Origin of the sequence: Rhodovulum kholense (assembly GCF_003053725.1) — a bacterium.
GTDB classification, from domain to species: Bacteria; Pseudomonadota; Alphaproteobacteria; order Rhodobacterales; family Rhodobacteraceae; genus Rhodovulum; species Rhodovulum kholense.
In genome coordinates, this window is the sequence record NZ_QAYC01000001.1 from 464,129 (window position 1) to 489,502 (window position 25,374).

Sequence of the window (25,374 nt, forward strand, 5' to 3'; positions counted from 1 at the left end):
GCGCCCTCACAGCGCGGTCCAGCCGCCGTCGACACTGATCGTCGTGCCGGTGATCTGCTTGGCGGCGTCCGAACAGAGGAACACGGCCGTGCCGCCGATCTCCTCGACCGTGGCGAATTCCTTCGAGGGCTGGCGGTCCAGCATCACCTCGCGAATCACCGTCTCGCGGTCCATGTCGTGCGCCTTCATCTGGTCGGGGATCTGCGCCTCGACCAGCGGCGTCAGCACATAGCCCGGGCAGATCGCGTTGCAGGTGATGGGCTCTTCGGCCGTTTCCAGCGCGGTGACCTTGGTGAAGCCCACGATGCCGTGCTTGGCGGCGACATAGGCGCTTTTGAAGGGGCTCGCGGTCAGGCCATGGGCCGAGGCGATGTTGACGATCCGCCCCCAGCCCGCCTTGCGCATCATCGGCAGCGCCGCGGCGGTGGTGTGAAAGGTCGAGCTGAGGTTGATGGCGATGATCGCATCCCATTTCTCGACCGGAAACGCCTCGATCCGGGCCACATGCTGGATACCTGCGTTGTTGACCAGGATATCGCAGGCCCCTGCCTTTTCGATCAGCGCGCGGCAGTCGTCGCCCTTGGACATGTCGGCCTTGATGTAGCGGACCTTCACCCCGTGCTGCGCGGCCATCTCTTCGGCCAGCTTGTGATCCTCGTCGCGGTCGGTGAACGAATTCAGCACGACGTCGGCGCCCGCCCGGGCCAGTTCATGCGCGACGCCAAGCCCGATGCCCGAGTTCGACCCGGTGACGATGGCGGTTTTTCCGGCAAGCGACATTTGAAACCCCTTTCGTGAATGCTGCAGTTGCAGAAATCCTACATGGCGCGGGGACGGCGGCATAGCAGGGAAACACACGCGAACGGGAGCCGAAGTGAATTGGCTCGACCGGCCGCGGACTGTAGGCAATTGCCGCTGCGGCCGGGGCCCGAAGCGGTACCGCGCCTGACCGATTCTCTTGCCCGGGATATGTCTGGAAAGCCCAGAAAAAAACGCCCGCACGAGGCGGGCGTTAAGTTATTGAGGCAGGTTTCATACAGGCAAGAAACCTATCGAGCAGTGGGTTCTTTATACGCAATCCGGCGCCGAGGGCCAAGCTAAAAGTTTGAAAAGCCACGGTGCTCCGCGTAGGCTCCGGCTCAAGCAAAACAAGGCCCAGCCGGAACAAGGCCCGAGCACCATGACAGGCACCCCCCTTCGCGCGGCACGAGTCGCAGGCGCAGCACTCGGCATGATTCTCTCGGCCGGGCTCGGTCTGGCCGACGTCCCCGCACCTGCCCCCGCCCATGGCATCGCTATGTATGGCGCCCCTGCTCTCCCACCGGATTTTGTGGCCCTGCCCTATGCAAATCCCGACGCGCCCAAGGGCGGGCGGATCGTGCTGGGCGAAACCGGCAGTTTCGACAGCCTGAACCCGTTCCTGCTGAAAGGCACCGCGCCCTGGGCGCTTGGCCATGAAAGCTTCGAAAGCCTTTTGGGCCGGTCCTGGGACGAGCCCTTCACGCTTTACGGTCTTCTGGCCGAAACCGTCACCACCGGCCCGAAGCGCGACTGGGTCGAATTCACCCTGCGGCCCGAGGCGCGGTTCTCGGATGGCAGCCCGGTGACGGTCGAGGATGTGCTCTGGTCGGTCGAGACGCTGGGCACGCTCGGCCATCCGCGCTATCGCAACGGCTATGAAAAGATCGCCCGGGCCGAGGCCGTGGGGCCGCGCAGCGTGCGCTTTACCTTCGACGCCCCCGACCGCGAATTGCCGCTGATCCTGGGGCTGAGACCGATCCTGAAGAAGGCGCAATGGGAGGGCCGCGACTTCGCCCGGAGCGGGCTCGAGGCGCCGATCGGCAGCGGGCCTTACGTGGTCTCGGAGGTCGAGCCGGGCCGCTTCGTCAGCCTGCGCCGGAACCCCGACTATTGGGGGCGCGATCTGCCTTTCAACCGCGGCCAGCACAATTTCGACGAGATCCGCCACGACTATTACGCCGACGGGGCTGCGCTGTTCGCGGCCTTCACCGCGGGCGAGGTCGATATCTACCGCGAAACGAACGACGCCCGCTGGCAGAGCGCCTACGACTTTCCGGCGGTCCGCGACGGCCGCATCGTCAAGGCCGAGATCCCGCACCACCGGCCCTCGGGCATTTCGGGCCTGGCGATGAACACGCGGCGGCCGATCTTCGCAGACTGGCGGGTGCGGGATGCGATGATGCTCGCCTTCAACTTCGAATTCATCAACCAGACCCTGACCGGCGGCACCCAGCCCCGGATCGCGTCCTATTTCTCGAATTCGGAACTCGGGATGCGGCCCGGCCCGGCCCAAGGCAAGGTGCGTGACCTGCTGGAGCCCTTCGCGGACAGCCTGCTGCCCGGCGCGCTTGACGGCTATGCGCTGCCGGTCTCGGACGGGCGGCCGCAGAACCGGCGCAACCTGCGCGCAGCTCTGGCGCGGCTGGCCGAGGCCGGATGGACGGTCGGCCCCGGGGGCAGGCTCAGAAACGCCGACGGCGCGCCCTTCCGGTTCGAGATCCTGCTGGTGCAGGGCGCCTCGGACAGCGAACGCATCGTGACGCTTTTCGCCGATGCGCTGCACCGGATGGGCATCGACGTCCGCGTGACCCAGGTCGATACCGCGCAATATGTCCAGCGCACCGCGTCCTACGATTTCGACATGACGGTCTACGCCCGCGCGCTGTCGCTCTCGCCGGGCAACGAGCAATGGCTGTACTGGGGATCGGCCGGCGTGACCGAGCCCGGTACCGGCAACTGGATGGGCATCGACAGCCCCGCAGCCGAGGCGATGATCCGGACCCTGCTGAACGCCACCGACCGGGACGATTTCATCGCCGCGACCCGCGCGCTCGACCGGGTGCTGACCACCGGGCGCTATGTCATCCCGATCTGGTACGCGCCCAGCTCGCATCTTGCCCATGCCGCCCGGCTGCACTACCCCGAGACGATCCCGATCTATGGCGACTGGGTCGGCTTCCTGCCCGATGTCTGGTGGTCCGAGGAGAACTGAGATGTCCCGACTTCTGCCCCGTCTGCTTCTTGTGGTGCTGGCGCTCGCGATGGCCGGATGCTCGACCGTCGAGGGGGTGGGCAAGGACATCTCGGCCGGGGCCCGCGCCGTCCGCAACGCGCTCTGACGGCGTCACTCGATCGAGGTCACCCACAGCACGGTCGCATCCTCTTGGCTGACCGACACCAGATTATGCCCCATGGTCGCATCGTAATAGGCGCTGTCGCCCCGGCGCATGTCAACCGGCGCGTAGAATTCGGTGTAAAGCCGCACGACGCCGGTCAGCACATACATGAACTCTTCGCCCTCGTGGCGCACCCAGCCGTCGAACTCGGCCACGTCGCGGGCGCGGATCCGGGTCCGGTAGGGCATCATGCGCTTGCGCGCCAGCGCGCCCGCCATCAGCTCGTGTTCGTAGGTGGCCGTCGCATGGGCCGCGCCTTCGCCGGTGCGCGTCACCGCCATCCGCCCGCCCGCGCGCGCACCCCGCATCGGCGTGAACAGCTGCGGCACCGACACGCCCAGCCCGGTCGCCAGCTTCTTCAGCGCGTCATAGGTCGGCGACATCTGGTCGTTTTCGATCTTCGAGAGCGTCGAGCGCGCAAGACCCGCCTGACGGGCCGCCTGTTCCAGCGTCCAGCCCTTCTCGGTGCGCAGCTCGCGCACCCGGCGCCCCAGATCCAGCGGTTCGGCCGCCTCGGCCTCTCCCTGGGCACGGGCGATGCGGATCAGGCTGTGTTCGCTCTCCTCGTCCATGCGCGTCGCTCTTAGAGCTTGCCCCTTGCAACCGCAAGGTCGCGCGGCTAGCACCTCTGGCATGCACGCGATCTTCGATGAGGGCGCGCCCGCGCCCTGCCCCGCCCCGTTCAACCTGGCCGCCTATGTGCTGGCCCCCGCCGCGCTGTCGCCCGACAAGGTGGCGCTGGCCATCGTCGGCCCGCATGGCGCCGAACGCTGGTCCTATGCCCGGCTCGAGGCCGCGGTGCGCGGCCTTGCCGCAGGCCTGCTGGCAATGGGCCTGCCCGAGGGCGGACGGGTGCTGCTGCGGCTGGGCAACGGGGTCGAGTTTCCGATCGCCTATCTGGCGGCGATCACCGCCGGGCTGGTGCCGGTGCCGACCTCGGCGATGCTGACGCGCATCGAGATCGGCAAGCTCGCTGCCGAGATCGAGCCGGTGGCGATCTTCGCCGGGCCGAACGTGGCGCTGCCCGAGGACTGCCCCGCGCCGGTGCTGGATATCGAGACCCAGCGCGGCTTTTACACTCACGCGCCCGCCGACTACGTGCCGGGCGATCCCGACCGCCCCGCCTATGTGGTCTATACCTCTGGCACTTCGGGCCAGCCGCGCGGCGTGATCCATGCGCACCGCGCGGTCTGGGCGCGGCGGATGATGTGGGAGGGCTGGTACGGGCTTTCGGCCGAGGACAGGCTGCTGCATGCCGGGGCGTTCAACTGGACCTATACGCTGGGCACCGGGCTTCTGGACCCCTGGGCCATCGGCGCGACCGCGCTGATCCCGGCGCCGGGGGTGCAACCGGGCGACCTGCCGCTGTTGCTGCGCCGCTTCGATGCGACCCTCTTCGCCGCCGCGCCGGGGGTTTACCGGCAGATGCTGAAGGCGCATCCGCAGATCGTGCTGCCGAAGCTGCGCCACGGGCTGTCCGCGGGCGAGAAGATGCCCGAAGCCACCCGGGCCGCCTGGCGCGAGGCGACCGGCACCTTCGTCTATGAGGCGCTCGGCATGTCCGAATGCTCGACCTTCGTCTCGGGCAGCCCGGCGCGGCCCGCGCCGCTTCCGGCCTCGGGCTATCCGCAGACCGGGCGCCGCATCGCCGTTCTGGGCCCCGACAACGCCCCCGTCGCGCGGGGCGAGCCCGGGCAGCTCGCGGTCTCGAACCGCGATCCGGGGCTGATGCTGGGCTATCTCAAGGCCGAGGCCGAGACCCGCGCGCGGTTCGCGGGCGAATGGTTCCTGACCGGCGACATGGTCGAAATGGCCGAGGACGGCGCCATCACCTATCTGGGGCGCGGCGACGACATGCTGAACGCGGGCGGCGTCCGGGTCTCGCCGCTGGAGGTCGAACGCGCCTTGATGGAACACCCAGCCATCCACGAGGTCGCCGCGACCGAGATTGCGGTCAAGGCCGACACCACCGTCATTGCCGCCTTCTATACCGGCACGCCGCAGGACGAGGCCGAGCTTGCCGCCTTCGCCGCCGAACGGCTGGCGCGCTACAAGCAGCCCCGGCTTTACGTCCATCTCGACGAGCTGCCGAAGAACCCCAATGGCAAGCTCAACCGCCGCCTGATCCGGCAGACCCACGAGGCCGCGCATGATCCGGCTTGATATCTTCTCCGATCCGATCTGCCCCTGGTGCCTGATCGGCAAACGGTTGCTGGACGCGGCCCTTTCCGAACGTCCTGACCATCCTTTCACCATCGCCTGGCAGCCCTTCCAGCTGAACCCCGGCATGCCGCGCGCGGGCATGGACCGGCGCGCCTATCTCGAGACCAAGTTCGGCGGCCAGACCGAGGCCGTCCGCGCCTATGCCGAAATCGACCGCCGCGCCCGCGAGACCGGGGTCGAGCTGAACCTGGCCGCCATCGAGCGCACGCCGAACACGCTCGACGCGCACCGGCTGATCCACTGGGCCGGGATCGAGCACCGCCAGACCGAGGTCGTGACTGCGCTTTTCGAGGCCTATTTCCAGCAGGGCCGCGATATCGGCGACCCGGAGGTGCTGACCGATCTGGCCGCCTCGGCCGGGCTCGACGGGGCGATGGTCGCGCGGCTTCTGGCCAGCGACGCCGATCTCGATCAGGTGCGCGCCCGCGACGCCCATGCGCGCGAGCGGGGCGTGAGCGGGGTGCCGACCTTCATCCTGGCCGATACCCATGTGCTGGTGGGCGCGCAGCCGACCGAGCTTTGGCTCGACGTCATCGCCGAACTCGCGGGCGCACCGACCGCCGCCGGGCCGCACTGATCCGCGAACCGTGCACTGACGCACAGTGCCGCCGACTTGTCCGACCGTTCCGGATCGTCTAAGGGCGACAGGTCGGAGCGGCGGTTTTCGGGCACCTGCCCGCGCGGATCTCCTCCTCTTCAGGAAAGGACAGCACATGGCCGTACGCCGTCTCTCGCGGGTCGAATTCGTCGCCATGACGGCGCTGCTGTTCGCAACCGTCGCCTTCTCGATCGATGCGATGCTGCCCGCCCTGCCCGAGATCGGCGCCGAACTGACGCCCGAGACGCTGAACCGCGCGCAATTCGTGGTCACGAGCTTCATGCTGGGCATGGGCGCGGGCACGCTGATCATGGGGCCGCTGTCGGACTGTTTCGGGCGCAAGCCGGTGATCCTCGGCACCGCGCTGGCCTATATGCTGGGCGCGGCCATCGCGGGGCTCGGCCAGAGCCTCGAATGGCTGCTGATCGGCCGGGTCATTCAGGGCTTCGGCGCGGCGGGCGTTCGGGTGGTGGCGCTGGCCGTGGTGCGCGACCTTTATTCGGGGCGCGACATGGCGAAGATCGTCTCTTTCGTCATGACGATCTTCACGCTGCTGCCGGCGCTGGCGCCCTCGGTCGGTGCGGTGGTCATGGCGGGCTTCGGCTGGCGCGGGATCTTCGGCGCCTTTCTCGTCTTTTCGGTCGTTTCGATGGGCTGGTTCGGGCTGCGCCAGGCCGAGACCCTGCCGCCCGAGTCGCGCCGCGCGCTGCGCCCCGGCCCGCTTCTGGCAGCGGCGCGCGAGGTGCTGGGCTCGCCGGTGGCGCGCAGCGCGACGCTGGTGCAGACCTTCATCTTCGCCGGGTTCTTCGGCTTCCTGACCTCGACCCAGCAGGTCTATGACATCTATTTCGACAAGGGCGACAGCTTTCCCGTCTGGTTCGGCGTGGTCGCGATCTGCGCCGGATCGGCCAGCTTTCTCAACGCGATGCTGGTCGGACGGCTGGGCATGCGCTACCTGATCCGGACCGCGTTGATGGCGCAATTCGTGCTGTCGGGGGTCATGATGGCCGCCTTCTGGCTGCACCTCTTGCCGGGCTGGGCCGAGTTTCCGGCCTATATCCTGTGGTCGATCACCTTTTTCGGGATGAACGCGCTGACCATCGGCAACCTCAACGCGCTGGCGATGGAGCCGCTGGGCCATGTGGCGGGGATGGCGGCCTCGATCATCGGGGCCTTCGCGACCGCGCTGTCGGCGCTTCTGGCCTCGCCCATCGGGCTTCTTTTCGACGGCACGCCGCGCCCGCTGGCCACCGGCTGTTTCATCGCCGTGGGCGCGGCGCTGGCGGTGATGCTGACCGTGCCGAAACGCTAGGCCCCCCTCAGGCGGTCTCGCGCACCTTCTCGGCCAGATCGCGGGCGATGGCGAAGGCGCCCTTGATCTTGTCGCTGTCCTTCTTCCAGTCGCGGCGCAGGATGATCTTGTTGTCCTTGACCTTGGCCAGCCCCTGCTGGTCCTGGATGAAGGCCACCAGCCCCGCCGGATTGGCGAATTTGTCGTTGTGAAACTGCACCGTCGCGCCCTTCGGCCCGCCGTCGAGCCGGGCGATGCCCGCGGCCTTGCACATCGCCTTGATGCGGACGACCAGCAACAGCGTGTTGACCTCTTTCGGCAGCTTGCCGAAGCGGTCGATCAGCTCGGCGGCAAAGCCCTCCAGCTCGACCTTGGTCGAAAGCGTCGAGAGCCGCCGGTAAAGCCCCAGCCGCACATCGAGATCGGGGACGTAATCGTCGGGGATCAGCACCGGTACGCCCAGATTGATCTGGGGCGACCAGTCGCTGTCGGTATCCGAAATCCCTTCCAGCTCGCCCGACTTGATGCGGGCGATCGCCTCTTCCAGCATCGACTGGTACAGCTCGAAGCCGACCTCGCGGACATGGCCCGACTGTTCCTCGCCGATCAGGTTGCCCGCGCCGCGGATGTCGAGATCCTGGGAGGCCAGCGTGAAGCCCGCCCCCAGCGTGTCGAGCGAGCCCAGCACGCGCAGCCGTTTCTGCGCCTGCGGCGTCAGCGGCGCGCGGGGCTTCGTCGTCAGATAGGCATAGGCCCGCGCCTTCGAGCGCCCGACCCGGCCCCGGATCTGGTACAGCTGGGCCAGCCCGAACATGTCGGCGCGGTGCACGATCATGGTGTTGGCGGTCGGGATGTCGAGCCCGGATTCGACGATGGTCGTGGCCAGCAGGACATCGTACTTGCCGTCGTAGAAGGCGTTCATCCGTTCGTCGAGATCGCCCGCCGCCAGCTGGCCATGGGCGGTGATGAAACTGACCTCGGGCACCTGTTCGCGCAGGAAATGCTCCATCTCGGGCAGGTCCTTGACGCGCGGCACCACGAAGAAGCTCTGCCCGCCGCGATAATGCTCGCGCAACAGCGCCTCGCGGACAGTGACGCTGTCAAACTCGCTGACATAGGTCCGGATCGACAGCCGGTCGACGGGCGGCGTGCCGATGATCGACAGGTCGCGCACGCCGGTCAGGCTCATCTGCAGGGTGCGCGGGATCGGCGTCGCGGTCAGGGTCAGCACATGCACGTCGGACCGCATCTGTTTCAGCCGCTCCTTGTGGGCGACGCCGAAATGCTGTTCCTCGTCGATGATCAGCAGGCCCAGATTTTGGAACCGGACGCCCTTGGCCAGCAACGCATGGGTGCCGATGCAGATATCGACCGTGCCCTCGGCCAGCCCCGCGCGGGTCGCGGCGGCCTCCTTGGCGGGCACGAAGCGCGAGAGCTGCCGCACCTCGACCGGAAAGCCCCGGAACCGTTCGGCAAAGCCCTTGGCATGCTGGCGCGCCAGCAGCGTGGTCGGCGCCACAACCGCAACCTGCACCCCCGACATCGCCGCGACGAAAGCCGCACGCATCGCGACCTCGGTCTTGCCGAAGCCCACATCGCCGCAGATCAGCCGGTCCATCGGCGTGCCCGAGGCCATGTCGGTCAGCACATCCTCGATGGCGGCCAACTGGTCGTCGGTCTCCTGATAGGGGAAACGCGCCGAGAACGCCTCCCACATGTGATGACCGGGCTCCAGGATCGGGGCGTGGCGCAGCACACGCTCGGCCGCCACCCGGATCAGCTTGTCGGCCATCTCGCGGATACGTTCCTTGAGCTTGGCCTTCTTGGCCTGCCAGGCGCCGCCGCCCAGCTTGTCCAGAAGCCCCTCGTCATGGCCGTAGCGGCTGAGCAGTTCGATATTCTCGACCGGCAGATACAGACGGTCGCCGCCCGCGTATTCGAGGGCCAGGCATTCATGCGGCGCACCGGCCGCGGCGATGGTTTCGAGCCCGGTATAGCGCCCGACCCCGTGTTCGACATGCACGACCAGATCGCCCGGCGACAGCGACTGGGTCTCGGTCAGGAAATTCTCGGCCCGGCGGCGTTTCTTCGGGCCGCGGATCAGGCGTTCGCCCAGCACGTCCTGTTCCGAAATGACGGTCAGGCCCGGCCCCTCGAAGCCATGTTCCAGCGCCCAGACCGTCAGATAGAGCCCGCGCCCCTCGGCCACCTCGCGAATGTCCGCGATCAGCGTGGCCTCGGTCAGCCCCTCATCCTCGAGAAGGCCCTGCAACCGTTCGCGCGCACCTTCGGAATAGGAGGCGACGACCACCGCGCCCTCTTCGCGCCGGGTCTGAATATGATCCTTCAAGGCACTGAAAAGGCTGACCTGTTCCAGCTTTCGCTCGGGCGCGAAATTGCGCCCGATGCGGCCGCCCGCGTCGATGACGCCCGGCCCCAGCCCCTGCTGCAACGGCGCCAGCTGCACCACCCGGTGGCCCGCCACGGCCGCCTCCCAGGCGGTGTCGTCCAGATACATCAGCCCCGGCGGACAGGGCTTGTAGACGGTGTCGATCCGGCCCTTCTGCGCCATCGCCTCGCGCCGGGTCTGGTACTGATCCTCGATGGTCTCCCAGCGCGACAACCGCGCGGGAGTGACCTGATCGTCAAGATAGATCGCGGCCTCGGGCAGATAGTCGAAAATCGTTTCCAGCCGGTCGTGGAAGAAGGGCAGCCAATGCTCGGCCCCGGCATGCTTGCGCCCGGCGCTGACCGCCTCGTAAAGCGGGTCGTCGGTGCCCGCCGCGCCGAACTCGATCCGGTAATTCTGCCGGAAGCGGGTGATCGCGGCCTCGTCGAGGATGACCTCGGACACGGGCGCCAGTTCGACCGATTTCAGTTTCTCGGTGGTGCGCTGGGTCGCCGGATCGAAACGGCGCGCGCCATCGAGCACGTCGCCGAAGAGATCGAGCCGCACCGGCCCGGCCTCGCCCGGAGGATAGATGTCGACGATCCCGCCCCGGATCGCGTAGTCGCCGGGCTCCATCACGGTCGGTGCCTGGGTGAACCCCATCCGCACCAGAAAGGCCCTCAGCGCCGCCTCGTCGATCTGCATGTCGACCCGCGCGGTGAAGGAGGCGCCCTGCAGCACTTCGCGCGCGGGCACCCGCTGGGTCGCGGCGCTCAGCGTGGTCAGCAGGATGAAGGGACCCGAGAGCCCGGCCGCCAGCGTGGCCAGCGTCGCCATCCGCGCTGCCTCGACATCGGCATTGGGCGAGATCCGGTCATAGGGCAGACAGTCCCAGGCCGGGAAGTCCAGCACCACCGCCTCGGGCGCGAAGAAGGTCAGCGCCGCGCGCATCGCCGCCAGCCGCTTGTCGTCGCGGGCGACATGGATGATGGGCCGGCCGCTGCGGGTCAGCTCGCGGGCCAGAAGCCGGGCATCGAACCCTTCGGGGGCACCGCCGGCGGTGATGTGACGCGGATCTTCCATGGGGAGGTTCAGATACGTGCGGCGCGGCCGGTGTCAACCGCAACCCGCCCGAAGCCGGCGATGAGCGTCAGAGCCCGGTGATCACCATGTTCATCCACATGCCCCACATCGCGGTGACGAAGACCGAGACGATGCCCATCGCCTGCACCCCCAGACGGTGCCAGCGCAGCATCCGGTACAGCGCCTCGCCCGAGGGCGCGCGTTCGGCATAGCGGCGCGCGGTCCGCACCGACCAGAGCCCGACCAGCGTCGTCGGCGCGACCAGCAGAAACACCGCCTGGCAGAATTCGACCCCGTAGCCGAATCCCAGCACGACAAGCACCGCCAGCGCAAAGCCGGTGAACGCGGCGATCCAGAGCCCGGCCTCGGACGCGATGTAAAGATAGCGCCGCGCGTTCACACCCACCAGCGTCGCCACATCCTCGGCCGCCTGCCCGCCCCGGCGGCGCGCCCGCTGGATTAGATCGAACGGCACGCCCAGCACCCAGTGGCTGGACGTCGACCACAGCACGGCAAGCGCGATCCAGTACCACAGGTTCGAAAAGGACCGCATGTCGATCAGATCGAAAACTCTGCCGTAAAGATCCACCTGTGCGCCTTTCCCCTGTGCTCCGGCCCGGGACGATTCCCGCCCTTGGAGAGGAACCCGGTTGGGTGTAACGCAGTCGCAGGAATTGTTGAAGGAGCCCTTGCCATGCGCCCGACCGTTGCCCCCTTTCCCGCCATGCGGCTGCGCCGCACCCGCCGCAGCGCCGCGCTGCGCGCGCTGACCAGCGAGACCACGCTGTCGGTGGGTGATCTGATCTGGCCGATCTTCGTGCGGGCGGGCGAGAACATGGAAGAGCCGGTGCCCTCGATGCCGGGCGTGATGCGCCGCTCGGTCGATCTGTCGGTCGAGGCGGTCAAGGAGGCGGCGGCGCTGGGCATCCCGGCCGTGTGCATCTTCCCCTCTCCCGACATCTCCCTGAAAACGGAGCTTTGCGAGGAGGCCTGGAACCCGGACAACCTCTCGAACACGTTGATCCGCGCGATCAAGAAGGAAGTGCCCGAGATCGCGGTGATGACCGATATCGCGCTCGACCCCTACAATGCGAACGGCCATGACGGCATCGTGCGGGACGGCGTGATCGTCAACGACGAAACCGTCGCGGCGCTGGTCAAGATGGCGCTGGCCCAGGCCGAGGCGGGGGCCGATATCCTGGGGCCCTCGGACATGATGGATGGCCGGATCGGCGCGATCCGCAAGGCGCTGGAGGAAAACGGCCATCAGGACGTGACCATCATGTCCTATTCGGCGAAATACGCCTCGGCCTTCTATGGCCCGTTCCGCGACGCGGTTGGCGCCTCGGGCGCGCTGACGGGCGACAAGAAGACCTATCAGATGGACCCGGCCAATAGTGACGAGGCGGTGCGGCTGATCGAGCGCGACCTGATGGAAGGCGCCGACATGGTCATGGTGAAACCCGGCATGCCCTATCTCGACATCTGCCGCCGGGTGAAGACCGAATTCGGCGTGCCGACCTATGCCTATCAGGTGTCCGGCGAATACGCGATGCTGATGGCGGCGGTCCAGAACGGCTGGCTCGACCATGACAAGGTGATGATGGAAAGCCTGATGGCGTTCAAACGCGCGGGCTGCGACGGCATCCTGACCTATTTCGCGCCCGCCGCGGCGAAGATCCTGAACGCCCGCTAAGCCGGGCCCCGAAGCCTGTGCCCGTGGCTCTGGTCGGCGGGTGCAGGTCTGGCAAGGAATTGCCTCCTGCTGCCGTCAAGCTTGGTGACAGTCCCGGCGGGGCTGTCTATAGTTTGCGCCAAAGGCCGCCAAGGCCACAACAGCATGGGGCATGAGAGCAATGTTCAAGGACAAGACCTCCCACCTGATCTCGCGGCGCGGCTTTATCGGTGCGACCGGGGCGGCGGCGACTCTGGCGGCCTGCGGCAATGGCGTGGGCAGCAGCGGGGCAAGCGAACTCGACGCGCGCGTCGATAGCACCCGCAACTATCTTTTCGCCCATTACCCGGCGACCCGAGAGCTGTCGCAGAAAGCGCAGGGCATCCTCTGGATGCCGCTGATCACCAAGGCCGGGCTCTGGGTCGGCGGCGCCTACGGGCGCGGCGCGCTGCGCATCAACGACGTGACGGTCGATTACTACTCGGCCACGCAGGCGAGCTTCGGGTTGCAGATCGGCGCCCAGCAATACGCCCATGCGCTGTTCTTCATGACCCCCGAGGCGCTCCGGCAGTTCCGCTCGGGCTCGGGCTGGTCGGCCGGGGCCGATCTGGAATATGCGGTGACGAACGACGGCGGCATGGTCTCGGCCGATACCATCACCGCGCTCGATCCGATCATCGCCATCGTCTTCGGTCAGGCCGGGCTGATCTTCGGCGCGACGCTCGAAGGCACCAAATACACGCGCATCATTCCCTGACCCGGGACGCCCTGTCGACAGGCCGGCCCGGACCCGGGCCGCTTTCGCATGGACAGTCCCGGCCCGTCCGGGGATAGTCGCAGGGCAGCGCAAACGGAGCCTCCGATGCAGATCGCAAGTTTCAACATCAACGGCGTCAAGGCGCGGCTTCCGGCCGTTCTCGACTGGCTCGACGCCGCTGCGCCGGATGTCGCCGTGCTGCAGGAAATCAAGTCGGTCGACGAGGCTTTCCCGCGCGAGCCCTTCGAGGATCGCGGCTACAATCTGGAAACCCACGGCCAGAAGGGGTTCAACGGGGTCGCGATCCTGTCGAAATTCCCGCTGGAGGACGTTCGGCGCGGGCTTCCGGGCGATGACGAGGACGCCCAGGCCCGCTGGATCGAGGCGACCGTCACGGGCCGCCGCGCGGTCCGGATCTGCGGGCTCTACCTGCCCAACGGAAATCCGGCGCCGGGTCCGAAATACGACTACAAGCTGGCCTGGATGGCCCGGCTCGAGGCCCGTGCCCGCGAGCTGCTGGCCGCCGAGGAACCCGCGGTGATGGCGGGCGACTACAACGTGATCCCGCAGGACGAGGATGCCGCCCGGCCCGAGGCCTGGGCGAAGGACGCGCTGGCCCTGCCCCGGACCCGCGCGGCGTTCCGCAGGGTCCTGAACCTCGGCTTTACCGAGGCGTTCCGCGCCCGGGTGCAGGGGCCGGGCCATTATTCGTTCTGGGACTATCAGGGCGGCGCCTGGGACAGAAACGACGGCATCCGGATCGACCACATGCTGTTGACGCCGCAGGCCGCCGACCTGATGACCGACTGCCGGATCGAAAGCGGCGCTCGCGCCGGCGAAAAGCCGTCGGATCACGTGCCGGTCTGGATCGACCTCGACGCCTGAGCCGCGCGGCTCCCGCGCCTGCCGAAGGCCGACCGCCGCGGGCCCTGGCCCGCGGCCGGGCCCAAGCCCGGGCAAGCGGCTTTGCCGCGCCGTCCCGGGGGCGGGAGCGCCCCCCCTCAACGCCCGCTCAGACCGGCGCCACCGGATAGCGCGCCGCTGCGTCGTAGCCGTAAAGCCAGTCGAACCGCCTGAGCGCCGCGCCCGGCGCCAGAACGCCGCCCAGCCGCAAGGCGGTCTGTGCCGCCAACCGCAGCGGCGGGAACCTCAGGTGATAGTTGCGCGCGTTCCGGCTGGCCATCTCGACGATGCGCGCGGTGCGCGGGCGCCGCTCGGCCCGATAGGCGGCAAAGGCCGCCTCGGGGGTTGCATGCCGGGCCAGCGCCGCAGCCAGCACCCAGGCATCCTCCAGCGCCATGTTGGCGCCCTGCGCGAGAAATGGCAGCGTGGGATGGGCGGCATCGCCCAGGATCGCGGCCGGGCCGCGATACCAGACATCGGCCACCGGATGCCGGAACAGGCCCCAGAGATTGACGCTGTGCACCTGGTCCAGCAGACGCGGCACCTCGCCGCCGAAATCCGCAAAGACCCGCCGCATCGCGTCAGGGTCGCCGGTCCGGTTCCAGCCTTCCTCGACCCAGGCCTCGCGCTCTTCCACCGCCACGATGTTGATCATGTCGCCGCCGCGCAGCGGATAATGCACCAGATGCTTGCCCGGCCCCATATGCACATTGGCCACCGGCGCCACCTTGCCCCGGGCAGGCACCAGCGCGCGCCAGGCGACCTGGCCGGTAAAGCGGGGGGTGACCTGCCCGTTCAGCGCCGCGCGCACCACCGAATGCAACCCGTCGGCCCCGATCAGCAGATCGCTGCTGGCCCGCGCGCCCTGCGCCGTGATCAGCTCGGCCCGGTCGCCCTCCAGCGAAAGCCCGGTCACCTCGTGCAAAAGCCGGATCTGCACCCCGGCCGCGCGCGCGGCGTCGGCCAGAATGTCGATCAGATCGGCCCGATGCACGAAGAAGTAGTCCCGGGCGCCGCGCGACAGATCCAGCCGCAGCACCCGCGCGCCGTGGCGATAGTCGCGCAACACGACGGCACTGCCCCGGCCCGACGTCGCGGCCAGCGCCTCGCCAAGACCCAGCGCCCGCAGCACCGCCACCCCGTTGGGACTGATCTGCAGCCCCGCACCGACCTCGCGGATCGCGTCGGCGCGTTCCAGCACCACGACCTCGGCCCCGTGCCGTGCCAGTGCGGTGGCGACGGCGAGACCCGCGATGCCGGCCCCGAGGACAGTGATCTTTCGGCTGCCCAGGAACATCCGGCACCTCTTTAAAGCTGGCCCGGTACCGGGCCACACCACTCCCGGTCAGTCGTCGCGATGCACCCGTTCGCGCCGCTCGTGCCGTTCCTGCGCCTCGAGGCTCAGGGTCGCGATCGGACGCGCATCGAGCCGTTTCAGCGAAATCGGCTCGCCGGTCTCCTCGCAATAGCCATATTCGCCATTCTCGATCCGCCGCAGCGCCGCGTCGATCTTGGCCACCAGCTTGCGCTGCCGGTCCCGGGTCCGCAATTCCAGAGCCCGGTCGGTTTCCTCGCTGGCGCGATCGGCAATGTCGGGAATGTTGCGGCTCGAATCCTGAAGGCCCTCGAGCGTCTCGCGGCTTTCGTTCAGAAGATCGTTCTTCCAGGCAATGAGCTTGCGGCGAAAATATTCGAGCTGGCGCTCGTTCATGAACGGCTCGTCCTCGGCGGGACGATAATCGTCGGGCAAGAAAACTTCGGCTTTCATCCCTGCTCCCTCTTCTGGGCCGGGCGAAACCTGTTTCATAATCATTCTCCCCCGGCGCACCTGGGCTCGCGTGTAGCCCAATCGCCGTATCGTGTCACGAGGTTTGTGGTCCCTTACATGGCGCTTGAAGCTTTGTGAAGGGGCGCTATGGTCGCCCCCGATTTCAATGGATTGAGAGGCGGAATTGCGATGAAATTCGGGTCCACCGACGCCTATGTCGCCGCAGACGACCTGACCGTGGCCGTGAATGCCGCCGTGACGCTGGAACGGCCGCTCCTGGTCAAGGGCGAACCGGGAACCGGCAAGACCGAGCTCGCACGTCAGGTTGCCCAATCTCTGGGCATGCCGCTCATGGAATGGCACATCAAGTCCACGACCCGGGCCCAGCAGGGGCTGTACGAGTACGACGCGGTGAGTCGGCTGCGCGACAGCCAGCTGGGCGACGAACGGGTCCATGACGTCGCCAACTACATCCGCCGCGGCAAGCTCTGGCAGGCCTTCGCCGCCCCCGCCAAGGTGGTGCTGCTGATCGATGAAATCGACAAGGCGGATATCGAATTTCCGAACGACCTGCTTCAGGAACTCGACCGCATGGAGTTTCACGTCTACGAGACCGGCGAAACGGTGAAAGCAAAAGAACGGCCGGTTGTCATAATTACGTCAAACAACGAAAAGGAATTGCCCGACGCGTTTTTGCGGCGGTGTTTCTTCCACTATATCCGTTTCCCCGATCTCGAGACGATGAAGAAGATCGTCGAGGTCCATCATCCGGGCATCAAGCAGGACCTGCTGCAGGCCGCACTGACCCGGTTCTACGAGATCCGCGAGACCGACGGGCTGAAGAAGCGGCCCTCGACCTCGGAAGTGCTCGACTGGCTCAAGCTGTTGCTGGCCGAGGACATGCGGCCCGAGGATCTGCGCAAGGACGGCCGCTCGGCGCTGCCCAAGCTGCATGGCGCGCTGCTGAAGAACGAACAGGACGTGCAGCTCTTCGAGCGGCTTGCCTTCATGGCGCGGCGCGGCGGCTGATCAGCGCGCCGCCAGCGCCTCGGCAAGGATCGAGCTGACCAGCGCCGGATCGACATCCGCGGTCACGAAAGCCTCGCCGATCCCGCGCGCGAGGATAAAGCGCAGCCTGCCGTCCTGCACCTTCTTGTCCTGCGCCATCAGCGCGATCAGCCCGTCCGCGTCGGGCAGATCGCCCGGGATGTCGGCCAGATCCTTCTTCATCCCCATCGCGTCCAGATGTGCGCGCACCCGGCTCGGGTCTTCCTGCGCGCAAAGCCCCATCCGTGCCGACAGCTCGAAGGCCAGCGCACAGCCGATGGCGACCCCCTCGCCATGCAACAGCCGGTCGGAATAGCCGGTCGCGGCCTCCAGCGCATGGCCGAAGGTGTGGCCCAGATTCAGAAGCGCACGGTCGCCCTGCTCGGTCTCGTCGCGCTCGACGATCCGCGCCTTGGCCTCGCAGGACCGTTTCACCGCCGCGATCCGCGCCGCCACATCGCCTGCCGCCAGCGCCGGCCCCTGCGCTTCGAGCCACTCGAAGAAGGCGGCATCGCCCAGAAGCCCGTATTTCACCACCTCGCCATAGCCCGCGAGGAAATCGCGCGGCGCAAGCGTGCCCAGAACGCCGGTATCGGCCAGCACCAGCGAGGGCTGGTGAAAGGCGCCGATCAGGTTCTTGCCCTGCGGCGAGTTGATGCCGGTCTTGCCCCCGACCGAACTGTCGACCTGCGCCAGCAGCGTCGTCGGCACCTGCACGAAACGCACGCCGCGCCGCAGCACGGCGGCGGCAAAGCCCGCCAGATCGCCGATCACCCCGCCGCCGAGGGCCACCACGATATCGCGCCGTTCGACCTTTTGCTCGATCAGCCATTCGACGGCGCGGCCGAACTGCGCCCAGCATTTGGTAGCCTCGCCCGCGGGCAAGGCCAGCGCCGGCGCCTCGATATCGCCAAGACCCGCGCGGAAAGCCGCAAGATGCAGCGCGGCCACCGTCTCGTCGGTCAGGATCGCCACGCGCGGGCGGCGCAGAAGCGGCCCGATCTCGGCCCCGGCCCGGGCCAGCAGCCCCTCGCCGATGCGGATGTCGTACTCGCGCCCCGGCAAGGCCACATGCACCGTCTCGACCGTCGCGCTCATGCCGCCTCCATCACGTCGGGCCGGGTTTTCAGCGCCTCGATCACGCGCCCGGCCATGTCCTCGATCGAATAGCGCGGATCGGCGCGGACGGCCAGATCGGCCATCGCGTAGAACGGTCGCCGCGCATGGTACAGCTCGGCCAGCGTGCCATAGGGGTCGGGCGTGCGCAGCAGCGGCCGGGTGTCCTTGTGGCGCACCCTCTGCCACAGCAGGTCCAGATCGGCATCGAGCCAGACCGACACGCCGAGCCCCGAAATCGCCTCGCGGTTGGCCTCGCCCAGAAACGCCCCGCCGCCGGTCGACAGCACCCCCGGCGCGGCGCGCAGCAGGCGGGCGATCACCTCGGCCTCGCGGGCGCGGAAAAAGGCCTCGCCGTCGCGGGCGAAGATCTCGGGAATCGTCATGGCGGCGGCCTTCACGATCTCGGCGTCCGAATCGAGGAACGGCACCCCGAGCCGCCGCGCCAGGACCGTTCCGACCGCCGTCTTTCCCGCCCCCATCAACCCGACCAGAACCACCGTTTTCTTCAACTTCGCGCCCACCTGGGCAACCTCCCGCCACCGTCGCAGATTTCTGCCCCTGAATGGCGTGAACTCCGGAGGAATGCCAGTTATAATCGGGCAAAGGCGGGAAACGCGCGAGCAGACCGAAAAAGGCAGACCGGCATGGTGCGACTACTGAAGGCACTGGTTTTCATCATTTTTATCTCATTCGTCGGGCTGGTGGGCTTCGCCTATCTGGGCGACATGGACCCCGAACAGCAGACGGTGACGCAAAGCCTCACCCTCGATGTCGACTAGGGCGCGGGTCCCCCTGCTGCTGGCCGCGGTGCTGGCGGCGGGCGCGCCCGCCTGGGCCGAGCGTCCGTTGTCGGCCATCGACTGGCTGTCGGATTCGGTGGCGGCCCCAGGCCCCAGAAAGCCCCCGGCGACGATCAGCCCGGTGCCCGGCGCCGAGCCCATCACCGTGGTGCCGCTGGGCACGACCGTGATCGACGCGGTCGGGCTTTTGCCCGCGCAGGTCACCGGGCTGCCCCGCGATCTCTGGGGGCCGGGCGAGACCCAGACCATCGCACGCGCGATCCGGGCCGAGCGCGTCGATACCCTTCCCGCGGTGCAGGAGTTGCTGGTGACGCTGCTGCTGGCTGAGCTCGATCCGCCAACGGGTGGCGGGGCCGACGGGCAGCTTTTGCTGGCGCGGCTCGACAAGCTGCTGGATCTGGGCGCGCTCGATCAGGCGCAGGCGCTGGTCGAACGCGCCGGGCCGACCGCGCCTTCGCTGTTCCGGCGCTGGTTCGACATCTCGCTTCTGACCGGTCAGGAGGACCGCGCCTGTTCGGCGATGCGCGCCAATCCCGGCATCGCGCCGACCTTTCCGGTGCGGATCTTCTGTCTTGCGCGCGGCGGCGACTGGAACGCGGCCGCGCTGACGCTGGAAACCGGGCTGGCGCTTGGCTTCGTCAAGCCCGAGGAGGACGCGCTTCTGGCCCGGTTCCTCGACCCGGCGCTGGCCGAAGAGGGCGACGCGCTGCCGCTGCCGACCCGGCCCTCGCCGCTGATCTTCCGGATGCGCGAGGCGATCGGCGAGCCGCTGTCCACGACCACCCTGCCCGTCGCCTTCGCGCGCGCCGACATGCGTTCGACCGCCGGCTGGAAGGCCCGGATCGAGGCCGCCGAGCGGCTGGCCCGGACCGGCGCGCTGGCCCCGAACGAGCTTTTGGGGGTCTGGACCGAACGCAAGCCCGCGGCCTCGGGCGGGCTTTGGGACCGGGTCGCGGCGTTGCAGGCCTTCGATCTCGCGATCCTGTCGGGCGGACCCGAGGCGGTGACGGATACCCTCGACACGGCCTGGACGGCGATGGTCTCGGCCGAGCTGGAGGTGCCCTTCGCCCAGCTCTACGGGCCCCGCCTGGCGCGGATGAAGCTTGGCGGTCCGGCCGGGGCGCTGGCCTTCCGGATCGGGCTTCTGAGCGACGAATACGAAGACATTGCCCGAAGCCGCGAGCCGCAGACCAACGAAGAGGCGTTTCTGGTCGGCATCGCGCGGGGCGATCTGCAAGGTCTGCCGCCGCTCGGCTCGCTCGCCGCCGCGCTGCAGGACGGGTTCGACCAGCCCGCGCTGGGGTCAGGTCCGTCGCGGCTGATCGAGGAAAAGCGGCTGGGCGAGGCGATCCTTGCCGCCATCGACCTCGTGACCGATGGCGCGCAGGGCGACATTCTGGATGTGACGCGGGGGCTTGGACTTTTGCGGCAGCTGGGGCTGGAGGATGTGGCGCGGCAATCGGCGCTGCAGCTGATGCTTCTGGAGCGGCGCGGATGACCCCCGATGCCGCGCGCTGGATCTCGGCCTTTCTCGAGGCCAAGGCGGCCGAACAGGACGCGACCGCCAATACCCAGCTGGCCTATGGCCGCGATCTGAAGGATTTCGCGGGCTTTCTCGACCGGCGCGGCGGCGCCTTCGAAACCGCCACGGAAACCGAGATCACCGCCTATCTGGTCGCCTGCGAGGCCGAGGGGCTGGCCGCGACGACGCGGGCGCGGCGGCTGTCGGCGATCAAGCAGCTTTACCGCTTTGCCTATGAAGAGGGCTGGCGGTCCGACAATCCGGCGCTGCAGATCCGCGGGCCCGGCCGGGCGCGGCGATTGCCGAAGACGCTGAGCCATGACGAGGTCGAGCGGCTGATCGAGGCCGCGGGCCGCACCCCGCACGATGCCACGCGCAATGCCTGCCTGATGGAAGTGCTGTACGCGACGGGCATGCGGGTGAGCGAGCTTGTGACGCTGCCGGTGGCGGCGACGCGGGGCGATCCGCGGATGCTACTGGTGCGCGGCAAGGGCGGCAAGGAACGGCTAGTGCCGCTGACCCCGGGGGCGCGCACCGCGCTGGCCGCCTGGATCGCCGAGCGCGACGCCGCCGAAGAGGCGGCCCGGGCCAAGGGCCTGCCCGCCAGCCGGTATCTCTTTCCCGGGCGCGGTCAGGCGGGCCATCTGACGCGGCACCGCTTTTACGTACTGATCAAGGAGCTTTCGGTGGCGGGCGGCATCGATCCGGCCAAGGTCACGCCGCACACGCTGCGCCATGCCTTTGCCACCCATCTGCTGGCGGGCGGCGCCGATCTTCGGGCGATCCAGACGCTTCTGGGCCATGCCGATGTCTCGACGACCGAAATTTACACCCATGTTCTGGAAGACCGGCTGCGCGATCTGGTTCTGGAGCATCACCCGCTGGCGCGCGACTCCGGACCGTCTTGATCGCGGGCCGCCCTGCCCCCATAACCAGACGGACAGTCCCGAACAGAGAGACCCATGGACAGCCCCGCCACGGTCGCCGACGCGGCCCTTTTCATTTCCAGCGCCGCCATAATCGGGCTGCTGCTGCTGTCGGCCTTCTTTTCCGGATCGGAGACCGCCCTCACCGCCGCCTCGCGCGGCAAGCTTCGCGCCCGCGCCGACAAGGGCGAACGCGGCGCCGAGACCGCATTGACCATCACCGAGGACAACGAGCGCCTGATCGGCTCGGTGCTGCTGGGCAACAACTTCGTCAACATCCTCGCGACCTCGCTGGCGACCACGCTGTTCACCCGGCTTTTCGGCGATTCCGGCGTGGCGCTGGCGACGCTGGTGATGACGCTGGTGGTGCTGGTCTTCGCCGAGGTGCTGCCCAAGACCTATGCCATCACCAATCCCGAACTGGCCGCCTCGCGGGTCTCGCCGCTGATCCGGCCGATCATCCTGATCCTGTCGCCGGTGGTCAGTGCCGTTCGCGCGCTGGTGCGCCAGATCCTGGCGCTGTTCGGGGTCCGGGCCGATCCCGACAGCCAGATCATGGCGGTCCGGGACGAAATCGCGGGCGCGCTGCAGCTGGGCCATTCCGAAGGCGTGGTCGAGAAGGAGGATCGCGACCGCATCCTCGGCGCGCTCGATCTGAGCGAGCGCACGGTCGAGGAGATCATGCTGCACCGCTCGCAGATCGAGGTGATCGACGCCGACCTGCCGCCCGAGACGATCCTGATGACCTGTCTGGAAAGCTCGCATACGCGGCTGCCGATCTACAAGGACGACCCCGAGAACATCGTGGGCGTGATCCATGCCAAGGACCTTCTGCGCGCGGTCGAGCGGCTGGTGCGCGGGCCGGACGGATCGCCCGAGAAAATCTCGGAGCTTCGGGTGCTGGATGTGGCGCGCAAGCCCTATTTCGTGCCCGACACCACGACGCTTGACGACCAGATGCGGGAATTCCTGCGCCGCCATACCCATTTCGCGATGGTGGTCGACGAATATGGCGCGCTGCGCGGGTTGATCACGCTGGAAGATATCCTCGAGGAGATCGTCGGCGAGATCACCGACGAGTTCGACATCGACAGCGAGCGCCCGCTGCGCCGGACCGAGGACGGGGCGATCCTGGTCGACGGGTCGATGACGATCCGCGACCTGAACCGGGCGATGGACTGGAGCCTGCCCGACGAGGAGGCCAACACCATCGCCGGGCTGGTCATTCACGAGGCCCAGTCGATCCCGACCCCGGGGCAGGTCTTTTCGTTCCACGGCTTCCGGTTCGAGGTGCTGCAGCGGCAGGCCAACCGGATCACCCGGCTGAAGATCCGGCCGCTCTGAGAGTGCTGACCGGGCGGCTCCCGCCCCCGGCCTGCACGGCGCCTGCGGCGCCGCTGGTCCGGCCTTGGGCCGGGCCGCGCCCAGGGGCGCGGCGCCTCCGGCGGGGGGGTATTTTTCCCAAGAAGAAACGGGGCGCGCGTCACCGCCTGCGGAAGAGCCCGCCGAGAAGGCCGCGCACCAGTCGCCGTCCGGTCGGGCCGGACAGCTCGTCGATCAGGGCCTGACCGAGGGCCGCGCCGAGGCTTTCTGCGCGGGGACCGTCGCGCGGGACAGACCGGGCCGGGGAATGCGGGCCGGAATAGCGGCGGGCGGAGGAAGCCTCGGGCGGCGCGGCGATTTCTTCGGTCCGTGCGGCCAGCATCTCGGCGGCCGAGTCGCGGTCGAGCGGGGTGTCGTAGCGGCCCGCGAGCGGCGAGGCCGCGATCAGGGCCGCGCGTGCCTCGGGGTCGAGGGGGCCGAGCTGCGAGACGGGCGGGCGGATCAGGGTGCGCTGGGCGGGACCGGGCGCCCCCTTGGCGTCGAGCATCGAGGTGATCGCCTCGCCGGTCCCGACCTCGCGGATCGCGGTTGCGATGTCGAGCCCGGGATTGTCGCGATAGGTCTCGGCGGCGCGGGCCAGCGCGCGGCGGTCGCGTTCGGTGAAGGCCCGCAGCGCGTGCTGTACCCGGTTGCCGAGCTGGCCCAGCACATCCTCGGGCAGATCGTCCGGCGACTGGGTGACGAAATAGACGCCCACGCCTTTCGAGCGGATCAGCCGCGCCACCTGTTCGATCCGGTCGACCAGCGCCTTCGGGGCGTCGTCGAACAGAAGATGCGCCTCGTCGAAGAACATCACCAGTTGGGGTTTTTCGGGGTCGCCGATTTCGGGCAGGGTTTCGAAGAGTTCCGACAGGAGGAATAGCAGCAGCGTGGCGTACACCCGGGGAGCGGTCATCAGCGCCTCGGCGGCGAGGATGTTTATGCGCCCGCGCCCATCGGGGGCCGTGAGCAGCAGATCGGAAAGCTGCAAGGCCGGTTCGCCGAAGAGATGCGCGCCGCCCTGGCTTTCGAGCACCAGAAGCCGCCGCTGGATCGCGCCCACCGAGGCCGTCGAGACATGGCCGTAGCGCAGCGACAGCGTCTCGGCCCGGGCGCCGACCCAGGACAGAAGCGCGCGCAGATCCTCGAGATCGACGACCGGCAGCGCCTCGTCATCGGCGACGCGGAAGGCCAGGGTCAGCACGCCCTCCTGAACCTCGTTCAGTTCGAGCAGCCGGGACAGCAGCAAGGGGCCGAGCTCGGCCACGGTGGTGCGCAGCGGATGGCCCTGGCGGCCGAAGACATCCCAGAAGGTCACCGGGAAGGCCCTGTAGCGGTAATCGCCGAGGCAGATCCGGGCGGCCCGGGCGACGAAGGCGTCATGCAGGCGGAAGGCCGGGCTTCCGGCCGCGCCGAGGCCCGAGAGATCGCCCTTGACGTCGGCAAGAAGCACGGGCACCCCGGCGGCGGAAAACCCTTCGGCCAGGATCTGCAGGGTGACGGTCTTTCCGGTCCCGGTCGCCCCGGCGATCAGCCCGTGCCGGTTGGCCTTGTCGAGCCGTAACATCTGCGGATCGGCATGGTCCGTCCCGGCGCCACCCAGAATGATATCGCCCGGCATTTGTAATTCTCCGCAAATTTTAGGCCGATTTGACAATACTTATTTAACTTTTGACTGTCAGGCTTCTTTCTATCCCGCTTTCCGGGCTTCCGCTCGGGCGGGTCTTCCTCCCTGATGGACTGGCCGCATCTTCGCGATGCGGCCTTTTTTTGATCTCCCTGAGGTTGAATCGCGGACTTTCTTTGCATGTTGACGCGTTCCGGCAAACTCCGTAGCTTCCTTTCATCAAAAAGGTCGGCCCGTCCGACAGGGAGCAAGAACACGGGGAAAAGGGTCGCGACGCGGCCCTTTTTCCATTCGTGGCGAAGCGTTGCCGGCGCCCCAGATTGCCCCCTGACAGCAGTGCGCGGCTGGTGTAGACCGGCACCGACGAGCATCCAAGAAAGGCAGGCACGACGATGCGAGAGTTTTTCGGACCCCTGGGACTGGCCATGCTGACCGCGCTGGCGGCGCCGGCCCTGGCGCAGGACGCCCCGACCCAGCCCGAATCCAGCGGAACCCCGGCCCAGGTCGACAGCACGCCGGCCGAGCAATTGCCGATGGGCCAGGCCGAGGCGCCCAAGGCGCCGCAAGCCTTCGTCAAGGAAACCTACAAGGACTGGCGCGTTGTCTGCGTCAAGGCTGACGAGCGGGAATCCTGCAACATGCAGCAATTGCTGCGCGACGCTGAAAACAATGCGGTGGCCCAGGTCTCGGTCGCGCCGATGCCGCCCGCGGCCGCGCCGCGCGTCGCGGCGGTCGAGATCGCGACCCCGCTGGAAACCCTGCTGTCCGAGGATCTGCTGGTGCAGATCGATACGAGCCAGGCCAAGCGCTATCGGTTTTCCTTCTGTACGCCGCAGGCCTGCGTCGCGCGCTTTGCCCTGTCGGCCGAAGATCTTGCGGCGTTCAAGGGCGGCAAGGAGGCCAAGGTCGTGATCGTTCCGCTGGTCGCGCCCGACCAGAAGGCCAATATCACGATGTCTCTGGCGGGCTTCACCGCGGCCTTCGACGACGCGCTGTCGACGATGTCGGGCCAGAACTGACCCACCGGCCAGGTGAGGAAATACAAAGTGAGGAAACACAAACGCCGCCCCTTGGGGCGGCGTTTTTC

23 protein-coding genes are annotated in these 25,374 nt (G+C 68.0%); 14 read left to right on the forward strand and 9 right to left on the reverse strand.

Translation table 11 applies throughout. The features are described from left to right. Positions 1 to 6: 6 nt before the first annotated feature. Entirely contained in the window at positions 7 to 780 is a 774-nt protein-coding gene (locus tag C8N38_RS02165) for a 3-hydroxybutyrate dehydrogenase (protein WP_108023447.1), read from the reverse strand. A gap of 400 nt (positions 781 to 1,180) precedes the next feature. On the opposite strand from C8N38_RS02165, the gene C8N38_RS02170 reads away from it, so the two are divergent. Together C8N38_RS02170 and C8N38_RS21490 are read left to right on the forward strand one after the other, a co-directional pair. Continuing rightward, on the forward strand, positions 1,181 to 3,013 hold the full coding sequence (locus C8N38_RS02170) for an extracellular solute-binding protein (protein WP_108023449.1): 1,833 nt from the start codon (positions 1,181 to 1,183) through the stop codon (positions 3,011 to 3,013). A gap of 1 nt (position 3,014) precedes the next feature. Then, on the forward strand, positions 3,015 to 3,140 hold the full coding sequence (locus tag C8N38_RS21490; protein WP_146176213.1) for an entericidin A/B family lipoprotein: 126 nt from the start codon (positions 3,015 to 3,017) through the stop codon (positions 3,138 to 3,140). Between the two features lie 5 nt (positions 3,141 to 3,145). On the opposite strand, the gene C8N38_RS02175 is transcribed toward C8N38_RS21490, so the two are convergent. Continuing rightward, a complete protein-coding gene (locus C8N38_RS02175) occupies positions 3,146 to 3,769 on the reverse strand; it encodes a helix-turn-helix domain-containing protein (protein ID WP_108023450.1) in 624 nt (207 codons plus the stop codon). Positions 3,770 to 3,830: 61 nt separating this feature from the next. On the opposite strand from C8N38_RS02175, the gene C8N38_RS02180 reads away from it, so the two are divergent. From C8N38_RS02180 to C8N38_RS02190, 3 genes are all read left to right on the forward strand, one after another. Continuing rightward, positions 3,831 to 5,360 carry a class I adenylate-forming enzyme family protein gene (locus C8N38_RS02180; protein ID WP_108023452.1) on the forward strand — a complete coding sequence of 510 codons (1,530 nt, stop codon included), beginning with the start codon at positions 3,831 to 3,833 and terminating at the stop codon, positions 5,358 to 5,360. Next, positions 5,347 to 5,997 (forward strand): DsbA family oxidoreductase, encoded by a 651-nt coding sequence (locus C8N38_RS02185; RefSeq protein WP_108023454.1) that lies wholly within the window; start codon positions 5,347 to 5,349, stop codon positions 5,995 to 5,997. Before C8N38_RS02180 ends, C8N38_RS02185 begins: the two co-directional genes overlap by 14 nt. A 136-nt stretch (positions 5,998 to 6,133) precedes the next feature. Beyond that, positions 6,134 to 7,330: an MFS transporter gene (locus C8N38_RS02190; protein ID WP_108023456.1), complete on the forward strand. Its 1,197-nt coding sequence runs from the start codon at positions 6,134 to 6,136 to the stop codon at positions 7,328 to 7,330. 7 nt (positions 7,331 to 7,337) lie between these two features. On the opposite strand, the gene mfd is transcribed toward C8N38_RS02190, so the two are convergent. Then, positions 7,338 to 10,781, reverse strand: coding sequence for a transcription-repair coupling factor (mfd, locus tag C8N38_RS02195; protein WP_108023458.1), 3,444 nt, complete (start codon positions 10,779 to 10,781; stop codon positions 7,338 to 7,340). Positions 10,782 to 10,848: 67 nt separating this feature from the next. Next, on the reverse strand, positions 10,849 to 11,370 hold the full coding sequence (locus C8N38_RS02200) for a component of SufBCD complex (protein ID WP_108023460.1): 522 nt from the start codon (positions 11,368 to 11,370) through the stop codon (positions 10,849 to 10,851). 105 nt (positions 11,371 to 11,475) lie between these two features. Between C8N38_RS02200 and hemB the strand changes: the two genes are divergently transcribed. The 3 genes from hemB (at position 11,476) to xth (ending at position 14,098) form a co-directional block, all read left to right on the forward strand. Next, entirely contained in the window at positions 11,476 to 12,477 is a 1,002-nt protein-coding gene (gene hemB / locus C8N38_RS02205) for a porphobilinogen synthase (protein ID WP_108023462.1), read from the forward strand. Between the two features lie 151 nt (positions 12,478 to 12,628). Next, on the forward strand, positions 12,629 to 13,213 hold the full coding sequence (locus tag C8N38_RS02210; protein ID WP_245895476.1) for a lipid-binding SYLF domain-containing protein: 585 nt from the start codon (positions 12,629 to 12,631) through the stop codon (positions 13,211 to 13,213). A gap of 105 nt (positions 13,214 to 13,318) precedes the next feature. After that, positions 13,319 to 14,098, forward strand: a complete 780-nt coding sequence (xth, locus tag C8N38_RS02215; RefSeq protein ID WP_108023466.1) for an exodeoxyribonuclease III — start codon at positions 13,319 to 13,321, stop codon at positions 14,096 to 14,098. A 127-nt stretch (positions 14,099 to 14,225) separates the two neighbouring features. Here the strand turns inward: xth and C8N38_RS02220 are convergent, their stop codons facing one another. Together C8N38_RS02220 and dksA are read right to left on the reverse strand one after the other, a co-directional pair. Continuing rightward, entirely contained in the window at positions 14,226 to 15,413 is a 1,188-nt protein-coding gene (locus C8N38_RS02220) for an FAD-dependent monooxygenase (RefSeq protein ID WP_108023468.1), read from the reverse strand. A 48-nt stretch (positions 15,414 to 15,461) separates the two neighbouring features. Further along, positions 15,462 to 15,884: an RNA polymerase-binding protein DksA gene (gene dksA, locus C8N38_RS02225; protein ID WP_108023470.1), complete on the reverse strand. Its 423-nt coding sequence runs from the start codon at positions 15,882 to 15,884 to the stop codon at positions 15,462 to 15,464. Between the two features lie 189 nt (positions 15,885 to 16,073). Between dksA and C8N38_RS02230 the strand changes: the two genes are divergently transcribed. Further along, entirely contained in the window at positions 16,074 to 16,913 is an 840-nt protein-coding gene (locus C8N38_RS02230) for an AAA family ATPase (protein ID WP_108023472.1), read from the forward strand. Here C8N38_RS02230 and aroB read toward each other — a convergent pair whose 3' ends face one another. Both aroB and C8N38_RS02240 read right to left on the reverse strand, forming a co-directional pair. Continuing rightward, on the reverse strand, positions 16,914 to 18,029 hold the full coding sequence (gene aroB, locus C8N38_RS02235; protein WP_108023474.1) for a 3-dehydroquinate synthase: 1,116 nt from the start codon (positions 18,027 to 18,029) through the stop codon (positions 16,914 to 16,916). After that, positions 18,026 to 18,571, reverse strand: coding sequence for a shikimate kinase (locus C8N38_RS02240; RefSeq protein ID WP_108023476.1), 546 nt, complete (start codon positions 18,569 to 18,571; stop codon positions 18,026 to 18,028). The genes aroB and C8N38_RS02240 overlap by 4 nt, the downstream gene beginning before the upstream one ends. 123 nt (positions 18,572 to 18,694) lie before the next feature. Here C8N38_RS02240 and C8N38_RS22095 point away from each other — a divergent pair, with 123 nt between their 5' ends. Genes C8N38_RS22095 through C8N38_RS02255 form a run of 4 tightly spaced genes read left to right on the forward strand, consistent with a single transcriptional unit; the run spans position 18,695 to position 22,642 of the window. Further along, complete coding sequence (locus C8N38_RS22095; RefSeq protein WP_281258201.1) at positions 18,695 to 18,829, forward strand: hypothetical protein; 135 nt, start codon at positions 18,695 to 18,697, stop codon at positions 18,827 to 18,829. Continuing rightward, a complete protein-coding gene (locus tag C8N38_RS02245; protein ID WP_108023478.1) occupies positions 18,819 to 20,348 on the forward strand; it encodes a hypothetical protein in 1,530 nt (509 codons plus the stop codon). The genes C8N38_RS22095 and C8N38_RS02245 overlap by 11 nt, the downstream gene beginning before the upstream one ends. Next, positions 20,345 to 21,280, forward strand: a complete 936-nt coding sequence (locus C8N38_RS02250; protein ID WP_108023480.1) for a site-specific tyrosine recombinase XerD — start codon at positions 20,345 to 20,347, stop codon at positions 21,278 to 21,280. Before C8N38_RS02245 ends, C8N38_RS02250 begins: the two co-directional genes overlap by 4 nt. 54 nt (positions 21,281 to 21,334) lie before the next feature. Then, positions 21,335 to 22,642 (forward strand): HlyC/CorC family transporter, encoded by a 1,308-nt coding sequence (locus C8N38_RS02255; protein WP_108023482.1) that lies wholly within the window; start codon positions 21,335 to 21,337, stop codon positions 22,640 to 22,642. A gap of 139 nt (positions 22,643 to 22,781) precedes the next feature. Here C8N38_RS02255 and C8N38_RS02260 read toward each other — a convergent pair whose 3' ends face one another. Further along, on the reverse strand, positions 22,782 to 24,281 hold the full coding sequence (locus C8N38_RS02260; RefSeq protein ID WP_108023484.1) for a helicase HerA-like domain-containing protein: 1,500 nt from the start codon (positions 24,279 to 24,281) through the stop codon (positions 22,782 to 22,784). Between the two features lie 398 nt (positions 24,282 to 24,679). Between C8N38_RS02260 and C8N38_RS02265 the strand changes: the two genes are divergently transcribed. After that, positions 24,680 to 25,306, forward strand: a complete 627-nt coding sequence (locus tag C8N38_RS02265; protein WP_108023486.1) for an invasion associated locus B family protein — start codon at positions 24,680 to 24,682, stop codon at positions 25,304 to 25,306. Positions 25,307 to 25,374: the final 68 nt, after the last annotated feature.